This is a genomic window from Levilactobacillus suantsaii, from assembly GCF_004115745.1.
In the GTDB taxonomy this organism is placed as follows: Bacteria; Bacillota; Bacilli; order Lactobacillales; family Lactobacillaceae; genus Levilactobacillus; species Levilactobacillus suantsaii.
Genome location: NZ_QXIL01000038.1, coordinates 1 through 9320 on the forward strand (window position 1 = coordinate 1; position 9320 = coordinate 9320).

General features: G+C 55.0%; 9 protein-coding genes and 1 riboswitch. Of the genes, 4 read left to right on the plus strand and 5 right to left on the minus strand.

What is annotated here, in order from left to right; translation table 11 throughout:
* A partial coding sequence (locus tag DXH47_RS11040) for a YhgE/Pip family protein (protein ID WP_137975628.1) occupies positions 1 to 2380 on the minus strand: 2380 nt, incomplete at its 3' end.
* A gap of 245 nt (positions 2381 to 2625) precedes the next feature.
* Here DXH47_RS11040 and DXH47_RS11045 point away from each other — a divergent pair.
* Positions 2626 to 3201: a TetR/AcrR family transcriptional regulator gene (locus tag DXH47_RS11045; RefSeq protein WP_129033366.1), complete on the plus strand. Its 576-nt coding sequence runs from the start codon at positions 2626 to 2628 to the stop codon at positions 3199 to 3201.
* A 74-nt stretch (positions 3202 to 3275) separates the two neighbouring features.
* Here DXH47_RS11045 and DXH47_RS11050 read toward each other — a convergent pair whose 3' ends face one another.
* The 4 genes from DXH47_RS11050 to scrK form a co-directional block, all read right to left on the minus strand.
* Positions 3276 to 3668, minus strand: a complete 393-nt coding sequence (locus DXH47_RS11050) for a VOC family protein (protein WP_129033367.1) — start codon at positions 3666 to 3668, stop codon at positions 3276 to 3278.
* Positions 3669 to 3672: 4 nt separating this feature from the next.
* A complete protein-coding gene (locus DXH47_RS11055) occupies positions 3673 to 4392 on the minus strand; it encodes a fructose permease (RefSeq protein WP_225423581.1) in 720 nt (239 codons plus the stop codon).
* Positions 4393 to 4492: 100 nt separating this feature from the next.
* Entirely contained in the window at positions 4493 to 5494 is a 1002-nt protein-coding gene (locus tag DXH47_RS11060) for a zinc-dependent alcohol dehydrogenase family protein (protein ID WP_129033369.1), read from the minus strand.
* 22 nt (positions 5495 to 5516) lie between these two features.
* A complete protein-coding gene (scrK, locus tag DXH47_RS11065) occupies positions 5517 to 6392 on the minus strand; it encodes a fructokinase ScrK (protein ID WP_129033370.1) in 876 nt (291 codons plus the stop codon).
* A gap of 292 nt (positions 6393 to 6684) precedes the next feature.
* Positions 6685 to 6791: riboswitch (guanidine-I (ykkC/yxkD leader) on the plus strand.
* Between the two features lie 61 nt (positions 6792 to 6852).
* Between scrK and DXH47_RS11070 the strand changes: the two genes are divergently transcribed.
* From DXH47_RS11070 to DXH47_RS11080, 3 genes are all read left to right on the plus strand, one after another.
* Entirely contained in the window at positions 6853 to 7176 is a 324-nt protein-coding gene (locus DXH47_RS11070; RefSeq protein ID WP_129033371.1) for a DMT family transporter, read from the plus strand.
* A gap of 81 nt (positions 7177 to 7257) precedes the next feature.
* Positions 7258 to 7470, plus strand: coding sequence for a DMT family transporter (locus DXH47_RS11075; RefSeq protein ID WP_225423580.1), 213 nt, complete (start codon positions 7258 to 7260; stop codon positions 7468 to 7470).
* 93 nt (positions 7471 to 7563) lie between these two features.
* A complete protein-coding gene (locus DXH47_RS11080; protein WP_129033372.1) occupies positions 7564 to 9186 on the plus strand; it encodes a polysaccharide biosynthesis protein in 1623 nt (540 codons plus the stop codon).
* The last annotated feature ends 134 nt before the right edge of the window (positions 9187 to 9320 follow it).

Below are 9320 nucleotides of genomic sequence, written 5' to 3' on the forward strand. Positions count from 1 at the left end.
AATGCCGCGGTGTGTAGAGGTCAAACATCAGATTCAAGGCTAACGCCCCAACGAACAGTGACACGCACATCATGTATGGTGCCATCCCGGTCCCGTTATTGGGGACATCGTCGCGGTCCGTATGCGTCGTCGTTACCGGGCGAGCCACCTGGTTATAAGTCGCCGTGGACGGGTGCGTGCGGCCTTTGGTCGCCGCCGCGCCTAATTTTGTGGCTAACTGCTTCGTCCCGGAATTGAGCTTTCCCGTACCCTGAGCCGTTTGGGCCGCGCCACGCGCTAACTGGCTGGCCCCGGGGGCGAGCTGGCTGGCACCAGTGGCCAATTGCGCCGCACCACCCGTTAACGTGGCTCCGGTGGTGCTCAGTTGCGTCAAGCCGGTGCCCACTTGGTGACTCCCCGTGGCTAACCGGGCAACGCCGCTAGTCAATGCGGGGACCTTCGTCTGGAATTGGGCTAAGCCATCCGCAACTTGGTGTGCCCCCGTGCCTAACGCGCGGCTTTGCGTGACCCAACGGTTGGTTCCGGTCGCCAGTTGGTGCGTACCGGTCGCGACTTGCGTAGCGCCCTGGCTAAGTTGGGCACTGTGCTTGTTAAGCATGGCCGCACCAGTTTGTAAGGACTGTAGCCCTGCCGTTAAGGTGCCGCCACTCGTCTCCAGTTGCCCCATCTTTTGAGCCAGTGTGGTGGCCCCGGTACTTAGTTGCGTGAGACTGCCAGTGACCTTTGGCAACGCCGTGGTGGTTTGCGTCAGCCCCGTAGTCAGTTGGTGCGCTGAAGCCGCCGCCTGTTGCGTCCCACGCGTGACTCGTTGTGACTCCGTCGCGAGCTGACCCACGGTACTGGCCAAGTCACTTTGTTGATTCTGAGCCGCAGCGAGTGCTTTGGTCGTTCCCGTGGTTGTGGGCGCCTTCGCCGTCGCATCACTGACCGCCGAACTGAGACTCGCTAATGCCGCGGTAATGGCGGTGGTATTGGCCGCCTGATCAACGGTCTTGAGCACTGCGCGTTTCTGCGTCGCCGTCAGCTTCTGGGCCGTGGCCGTCGCCGCCACCTGGGCATGCAGGTGCTGGCTCACTGCTACCGCCGTTTTAAGTCGCGTGAGTGTGGGGTTGACCTTGGCCAAGCCGGCACCAGCGGTCTGGTGCTTGAGTGTCGTGATTTGCTGACTCACCGCGGTCAGTTGCCCCTGTCCTTGGGTGATTTGGTGTTGTAAGGCTTGCAAGTTGCGGGTGACCGTGGCACTGTTGGTCGCCAGCGTAGTTAACCCACTGGTCAAGCTGGTGGCCCCGGTCTGGAGCTGAGGTGCGGCCGTCTGTAATATCGCCGTTTGCCGCTGTAACTGGTCCAACCCCTGAGCTAACTGCGTGGCCCCGGTCTGACTCGCCTGCACCCCTGCCACGTAGGCGTTGGCGCCTCGCGTAGCTTGCGTTACGCCCTGCGCCAACCGCCGAGTGCCTGGCGTCAACCGTTGCGTTCCCTGAGCGACCTGGTGGGCTCCCGTGGCACTTCGCGTCGCCCTGGTGACCAATTGTGTGGCCCCCGTCAGCGCTTGGTTGACCCCGGTAGACAACCGTTGGGCCCCACCGTCTAATTGCGTGACGCCACTCGCCAACTGGTCACTCGACCCGAGTAACCGGTCGAGGCCGGTAGTCACTTGTTGGTTGCCCGTTTGCGCCTGAGTCACGCCCTTTACATAACGGCCGAGCCCCACGTTCAAAGTCTGACTGCCATGCTGGAGCTTCAACGAACTGGCCGCCAGGGTCCGCAGGTGACTGACCACCTGCTGGTCAGCGGTCTGCAACTGTTGACTTCCCGTCGTCAATTTCTTGGTCCCGTTGGCAGCCGTTTGGAGGCCTCCGTCCAGTTGCCCCAGGGCCGTGAATAAGGTCTTGGCGTAAAGCCGCGTGACTTGTGCCGCCACGTTAGCCCGCAAGGTAGTCATCGCTGATTCGCCCATCTTGCTGGCAATCAGACTTTGCCCGGCACTGGTGTCGTAATGCAAGGCCATGGTCTGCGGATGGGCCGCTAATAAGGTGGTCGCGTGGCGTGAAAAGTTCTGCGGAATCGTTAAAACCAGGTAGTACTTGCCGTGAGTCAATCCCCGTTGCGCCGTTGTGGTCGAGACGAGCTTAAACTCAAGTGCCTTGGAACGTTTCAATTGCCGCGTCAAGCCCTGGCCCACCGCCAACCGTTTTCCGTGATAAGTTATCGGTTGGTCGTGGTTCACCACGGCCACCGGCAACTCTCCCAATTTGCCGTACGGGTCCCACATGGACTTCAAAAAAGTCACGGCATAGATCGATGGAATCAACGTAATGACCACGAGCACCACGATCATAAACAAATGCCGCCGTAAATAACCCCACTCCGCTTTAATCATTGCTTGCGCCCCTTTCGCGTCACCACCACCCGGTCCTTAGTTGACTCACTTGACCTTGAGGAGGCGGCCACCCCGCTTGTTGGCAGTCGCTATGCTATATTGGTCTTAACCAATCCGCGACTGCACGTTTCTGCGTCCCACTTTACGCACTTTCCTGGGACCTGCCCACACCAGTTACCGCCCAGTTGGGGCTTAAACCTCAGTTTGTCCATGATTGGGGTTTAACTTAAAGGAGTCTGACGACTATGGCAACCATTGATAAACGGGCTTTACGAACCCAGCGGGCCTTGTTGACGGCCCTCGAAACGTTAGCGGTGACCCACCGCTACCAAGCCATCACGGTCACGTTGCTGACCCAGCAGGCCGGCATCAACCGTAAGACTTTCTACTTACATTACGACACCCTCGATGATTTGGTGACCCAGTTTTCCGACCAAATCACCGCGCAACTGGCCGCCATTATCCAGCGACGGCCCATCGCGTACGTTTACCACCATCCCGGCGTGTTGCTTGACGACTTCATCCAGTTCGTCGAGGGCCACTCCGCCGCCGTCAAACGGGTTCTGTTCTCCGATGATTACAGCCAGTTTGCGACCTACATCGAACGGAAACTGACCCGGACTCTCGCTACGGCTATTCAAGCGTCTTACCCGTTGACCCGCCAGGACGCCACCATCACGGCCCACTTTCTCATCCACAACACCTTGTCGCTTTACCACTACTTCATCACCACCGCTAAAAACGGTCAAATCGACCAGACCACCTTCAAGACCTACGCCGAGAAGTTGAACTTTCAGGGTGTCAGTCCCTTTTTCCACTAGCACAAAAAACCGGTTGACCACAGAAGGCTTTGGTCAGCCGGTTTTCTCAGGTGTTACTATTTTGAATTACCGCGTTACTTCAAAATCTGGCAGAACTCAATGGTTTCGTGGTTCGGCCCCAGAATGTTGAAGAAGCGAATCCCCTTGTCCCAGAAGGTCGGGATACTTTGAATCTGGTCGTTGACCAGGTTTAAGCCCTGTTCCTTTGCGGCGGCAAAAGCTTGGTCCACGTCGGTCGTGTTCAACGAGATGTGGTTGATGGCGCCGGCCGTGGGATTAGTCGGGTCGCCTTCCCAGGTCTCGATGATCAAGTTGCCTAGTTGCATGAACGCGCACCGGTTTTGCCCGTTGGGGAAGAGACCGGCCTGCTTGAAGCCGAGTCCCTTGTAAAACGCAATCGTTTTGTCTAAATCAATGGACGGAATCCCCACGTGTTGGATTCCCGTGATGTAATCTTGCACTGCCATGGTGTTACCCCTCCTCGGTGGAGATGTCTTTCCCCACGTCTAATGCTTGGTGTTTCAGCTTCGGGAAGACCCACTTGTCCGCGATGCCCGTAATGGAGCCCTGGGCGACGAAAGCAAACAGGGTGCCTAACCCGAAGTTACTAAATTGTTGCGTGACGATGATGGCGATGATGGCCAGAATGGTCGGCGGAATGTACGACGCCCACATGGCTTTGGTCGCGTTACCTTTAAAGTACCGAAAACGAAGGATTTGCATGAGATCATCAGCTGGGTGCAGAACCAAGTTGACCCGCTGGTAAATCGAAATCGCCACCGCAATGAAGGCGACCCCGATGAAGTTCAACACCACGTAGAACAGGTCCATCCCGAAGCTATTCGCCACGGGTAAGCCCCGAAACAACGCGGGATACTTGCCATCGAAGAAATCCTGAAAGACTTGAATCAGTGCGGAAAACGGCACCATAAAGATCATATTGCCGGCGATGCGTTTCCAATTCCAATGGTGGATCAGCACGGCATTTAAGGCCGCGGTCAAAAACCCAATGATCAGAAACGCCCAAAACAAGTTCCAATGGAAAGCCGTCCCAATGTTGGCTTCGGCAGCCGACCAGTAAGCGGCGCCTAAAAAGGACGGGTGAATCTTAGCACTCGTCACCAACGTTAACACGTTGCCGGCAGAGTTGAACACCAGCGATAAAATGAAGAAGGCAACGGCTTTGGACATCGATATCGTCCGCTTGGTGGCGCGCGGTGTCGGCGCCGCTGTCCGATAATTGGTTGCAACTTCAGCTTTCACGTTAATCCCTTACCTTCTTTGACTCTAACTAATCGGCAACCTTCACAACGGCCTTGCTGACGCCTTTGATATTGCCGTTCAAGACGTCTTCGACCTTATCCAAGCTGACCACGTGACTGATCAACGGGTCAACGTTGACTTCACCACTGGCGAGTAACGCAATCGCGTCCTTGAAGGCGTATGGGTTGATGAAGGACCCTTGAATGGTCAGTTGCTTTTGGTAAACTTCGTAGGTGTTCATGGAGAAGTGTTGGTCTGGCTTGCCGACCCCAAACATCAGGACTTGAGCGCCCTTCTTAGTAGCTTCGACCGCTTCTTCTTGGGTTTGTGGTAAGCCCACAGCTTCGACGACAACATCGTAGTCGGCTGGAATCTTATCGTGCGTGGTATTGTAAGTGTTCTTGACGTTGAACTTTTCCTTATTCAACGCTAACTTCTCGTCCACGATGCCGGCCAAGTCGACTTGGTGCACACCGTAAGCTTGTAAGAGTTGGACGAAGAGTTGCCCCATGAAGCCATCTCCGATGACCAATGCCTTTTGATATGGGGACAACTTCAAGAGTTGAATCCCGTGAACCGCGCAGGAAACGGGTTCCGTGGTGGCCGCTTCCTTAAAGGAGAGGCTATCTGGAATCGGGTAAACGACGGAAGCTGGGGCCGTGAAGGATTTCTCCAAGCCACCATTCCGGGTCACACCGACCGCGGATAAGTTGTCACAGAGTTCGGGCCGCCCAGTGCGGCAGTATTCACACTTGCCACAGTAGATGTTGGGGTCAACCACGACCCGGTCACCGACTTTAACGGTCGTGACCCCGTCGCCAACGGCGGCAACAGTCCCGGAGTTTTCGTGACCCAAAACGATCGGTGGCACCGCGTTCGCAGAACCAGGTAAGCCCGCGTACAATGCGCGGTCCGTGCCACAGATGCCCGCGTAAGCCGTATTAACTAAGACTTCGCCCGGCTTCACTTCTGGGGTGGGTAAATCTTGGGTTTCAAACTGCTTGGTACCCGTTAAAACTAATGCTTTCATGTTCAAGCGCTCCTTTAATTAATTATTTGTTGTATTCATTTAGAGCCAGGGCAAAGTCCCCGACCGTCGCCGACCCGTTGTCCTTAACGGCTGGCATCACGATGTAGTCCGTTAATTTCCCCACGTCGACGTAATTGTTCAGTAACTTCGCAAATTCGGCGCGGACCTTGACCAAGAATGGCTCACTGACCACCCCACCGCCAAAGACGATTTTGTCCGGCCGAATCAACAACGTTTCCTGTAACGCGGCCTGCGCCACGTAATAGGCCATGATATCCCAGACGTGATTGGTCAACGGCACGTCTTTGCCCGGCTTGCCGACCCGCGCTTCAAACGTTGGCCCACAGACCAAGCCTTCCAAGCAATCGCCGTGAAATGGGCAGATGCCCGGAAAGTCTAGGTCGTCGGGGTGCCGCTTCAAGCGGACGTGGCCAACTTCGGGGTGGCCTAAGCTCCCTAAGAACTTCCCGTTGACCACCGTACCAGCGCCCACACCGGTTCCGATTGTGAAGTAGACCAGCGACTCCAACTGTTCGTTGAAGAGCGTCGACATCACGTACTCCCCGTAAGCTGAGCCGTTTACGTCGGTCGTCCAATACATGGGTAGGTCTAAATCCTGTTTGAGCCGTCCCACGAAATTCGTGTTCGCCCAGCCCTTCTTCGGGGTATCCGTGATGTACCCGTACTTCGGCGAGTTGTGCCGGAGTTCGATCGGGCCAAACGACGAGATGGCCAAGGCCTTTAGCTCCGGGAATTGCTTAAAATACGCGACGGTCTGCCGCAACGTTTCTTCTGGTGTGGTCGTGGGGATTCGAATCTTGTCGTGAATCCGGTAATCTTCGTCACCGATTGCGCAGACAAACTTCGTGCCTCCCGCTTCAATACTCCCAAGTTGCATAATGTTACCTCCAGTAGTATGGAAAATACCACGTATTTTCCTTGAATAATATGACTGCTGGTGACCGCTTTCATCACCTTTGAACCACTTTCAGCATAGCATCTCAGGCCACCCCTGCCTACCCCTTTTCAGGCCCACTTAGTTTGTGAAAAGTTTAAGAAAGCTAGCTATTATCATGATGTAATCGATTACATTTTTACATCATTTTTTGCTTCATTCGCGAGTTTCAAGCCGTTTTTCGCTTGTCTTTCATCGTCGGCCGTGCTAAGCTGAGGCCATTCAATTCAATCGTAGCTGTGCTTTCTAGGGTTCCGCGTTCAACTTGAACGGCCTGGTCCGAGAGAAAGCCTCGCCAGTTAACGCACTGGCGGCACACGGCGGGGAAAAAGCCCGGGAGATTTTGTCATCATCGACAAAATTTCTCGGGCTTTTTTAGCGATTGTGTCAGGAGGAACAAGCAATGCAAGCTTGGTTACGCATCGGCCTCGGCGCCATTTTCGAGGTCAGTTGGGTAGTTGGATTCAAACACGCCCAAAACGTTGGCACCTGGGGCTTAACAGTAGTAGCGGTCGGCCTTAGCTTCTACTTTTTGATTACGGCCAGCCGGTATCTGCCGGCCGGCACCGTCTATGCGATCTTCGTTGGCCTGGGCACATTAGGCACCACCGTTGTGGGGATGACTGTCTTTCACGAGCCTTTCAGTTGGGTCAAGGTTGGTTTGATTGCCCTGTTAATTCTGGGCATCGGCGGCTTGCAGACCGTCACGGCAAGGAGGCGGTCCTAATGGCCTGGCTCTGGATCATCTTTGCGGGCCTCAGTGAGATGCTGGGCGTTGCACCGCCACACCTGGGGGGTATGGACCGCTATGGTCCTGGCCTTTAGCGTGAGTTTCGGTGGCCTCGATATCGCGTTACGGACACTACCGATGGGCACTGCCTACGCCGTGTGGACCGGCATCGGTGCGGCCGGCGGCGTTTTGTCTGGCATGCTATTTTTCGGTGAAGCGCACGACTGGCGCAAACTCCTCTGGGTCACCGTGATTCTAGTGGCAACGATTGGCTTGAAGCTGACCGCCTGATTCCCTCTTTTCTTTTCGCGCTGGGACGCTTAAAATGAAACAACGAGTGCCGTTTTCGGCCACCAAATCTAAAATTTAGAGAGTAGTCACGCTATGAATAAAAAAATCATCTCAGGAACTTTTTGGCTCTCCTTTGGCAGTATCATCTCCCGGGTTTTGGGGATTGTCTATCTGATTCCGTGGTTGTACATGATTGGCTCGCCCAGCCACCAAACGGCCGCCCAGGCTCTGTTCAACACGGCTTATACCCCCTACGCGCTGTTCATCGCGCTAGGCACGGCGGGGTTCCCGTCGGCGGTGGCGCGGCGCGTGGCTTATTTTAACGGGAAGGCTGAACCCGGCAATGCTAAACGTGTCGGTCAAATCGGCTTCATCGTCATGTTGGTGTCCGGGGTCATCTGTGGGGTCTTACTCTACGCCTTAGCTCCCCTCATCGCTAAAAACAGTCCGGTCAGTTCTGCGCAAAGTGCCGTCACGGCGATCCGGACCCTGGTGCCCGCTATTGTGATTTTGCCCTCGATGAGCATCTTACGGGGCTGGTTTCAAGGCAATTCCGACCTCAAACCCTTTGGGGTCTCCCAACTCTGGGAACAGTTCATTCGGGTCATCGTGATTCTGGTCGGGACTTACGTGGCTTTAGAGCTTTTGGATTATGACTACACCGCCGCGGTCTACATCAGCGTCTTCGCCGCCTTTGTCGGGGCCGTGGCCAGCTACTTGTACTTGCTTCGGCGCCTGCGTGGGGCGGCTGCCCCGGCCACGGTACCGGGCGACCAACAAGCGTCATCGACCCGCGATTTACTGGCCATGATCAGGACCATCGTCTACGAATCCATTCCGTTTATTTTGGTGGGATCCGGCATCACGTTATGCCAACTGTTCGACCAGCTATTCTTCAAACAGATTATGCAAGGTGCGTTGCATTTTTCGGCCAACGCGACCCAGTACGCCTTCACCATCTTCTCGGCCAATCCCAACAAGATCACCACGGTGGTCGTGTCGTTGGCCATGGCGATTTCGGAGACCTCGTTACCATTGATCTCCAGTAAAATCGCCCACGCCACGGCTAACAGAGCGGGGATTCAACGCGACATCGAATCCAACTTGAACCTGTTGCTGTTCTTCTTGTTGCCGGCCGTCATCATGGTTTGGGCGCTCTCCTACCCGATTTACGGCATCTTCTTTAACTTCGACCATACCGGGGGCGTCTACCTAGGTTACAACGTGATGCAAAGCCTGCTTCTGGGGATGGGCATCAACGTGTTGACCGTCATGCAGGCCTTACGGATGAGCAAAAAAGCCACCTGGCTATTATTGCTAGGTCTGGCCGTTAAATTGGTGCTCCAATACCCGTTGGTCTACGCTTTACAAGGCCTGGGCGCAATTCTGGCGACCAGCATCGCCTTTGCCGTCGTTCTGTTCAGCGGGTTACACGTCATTCGCAAATACTACGGCTTCGACCTGCGTCGCTTAGGCTTGATTCTGGCAGTCAATCTTGGCCTCTTGATTGCCGTGGTGGTGATTGGCGCCTTGGTCCACCTGGTCTTTCCGGTCACCGGTTTGACCAGCAAATTCGCCGCGATGGTCTTCTGTGCCGTCATGGGGCTGATCTATCTGGCCGTGTACTTGTTGCTGGCCAATCTATCTGGACTTTCCGAAAAGTTGTTCGACCGCAAGCTGGCTTACAAGTATTTCCGTTATAAACATTTTGAATAGACCCATAGCTAAAACTCGGGGAGTGTCAAGAAGTTTGTGTAAATAACAAGAAGACTTCTTCGTATCATTTTGTCTAGCTTAAAACATTGATTCTAAAGTATCTTGGCACTGCTTGAAGCCATTATGAGCTCTGC

What these genes read in the sequence shown, in the direction of transcription:
- DXH47_RS11045 (WP_129033366.1), top strand. Translation starts at nt 2,626, where the DNA reads ATGGCAACCATTGATAAACGGGCTTTACGAACCCAGCGGGCCTTGTTG.
- DXH47_RS11050 (WP_129033367.1), bottom strand. Translation starts at nt 3,668, where the DNA reads ATGGCAGTGCAAGATTACATCACGGGAATCCAACACGTGGGGATTCCG.
- DXH47_RS11055 (WP_225423581.1), bottom strand. Translation starts at nt 4,392, where the DNA reads ATGTCCAAAGCCGTTGCCTTCTTCATTTTATCGCTGGTGTTCAACTCT.
- DXH47_RS11060 (WP_129033369.1), bottom strand. Translation starts at nt 5,494, where the DNA reads ATGAAAGCATTAGTTTTAACGGGTACCAAGCAGTTTGAAACCCAAGAT.
- scrK (WP_129033370.1), bottom strand. Translation starts at nt 6,392, where the DNA reads ATGCAACTTGGGAGTATTGAAGCGGGAGGCACGAAGTTTGTCTGCGCA.
- DXH47_RS11070 (WP_129033371.1), top strand. Translation starts at nt 6,853, where the DNA reads ATGCAAGCTTGGTTACGCATCGGCCTCGGCGCCATTTTCGAGGTCAGT.
- DXH47_RS11075 (WP_225423580.1), top strand. Translation starts at nt 7,258, where the DNA reads ATGGTCCTGGCCTTTAGCGTGAGTTTCGGTGGCCTCGATATCGCGTTA.
- DXH47_RS11080 (WP_129033372.1), top strand. Translation starts at nt 7,564, where the DNA reads ATGAATAAAAAAATCATCTCAGGAACTTTTTGGCTCTCCTTTGGCAGT.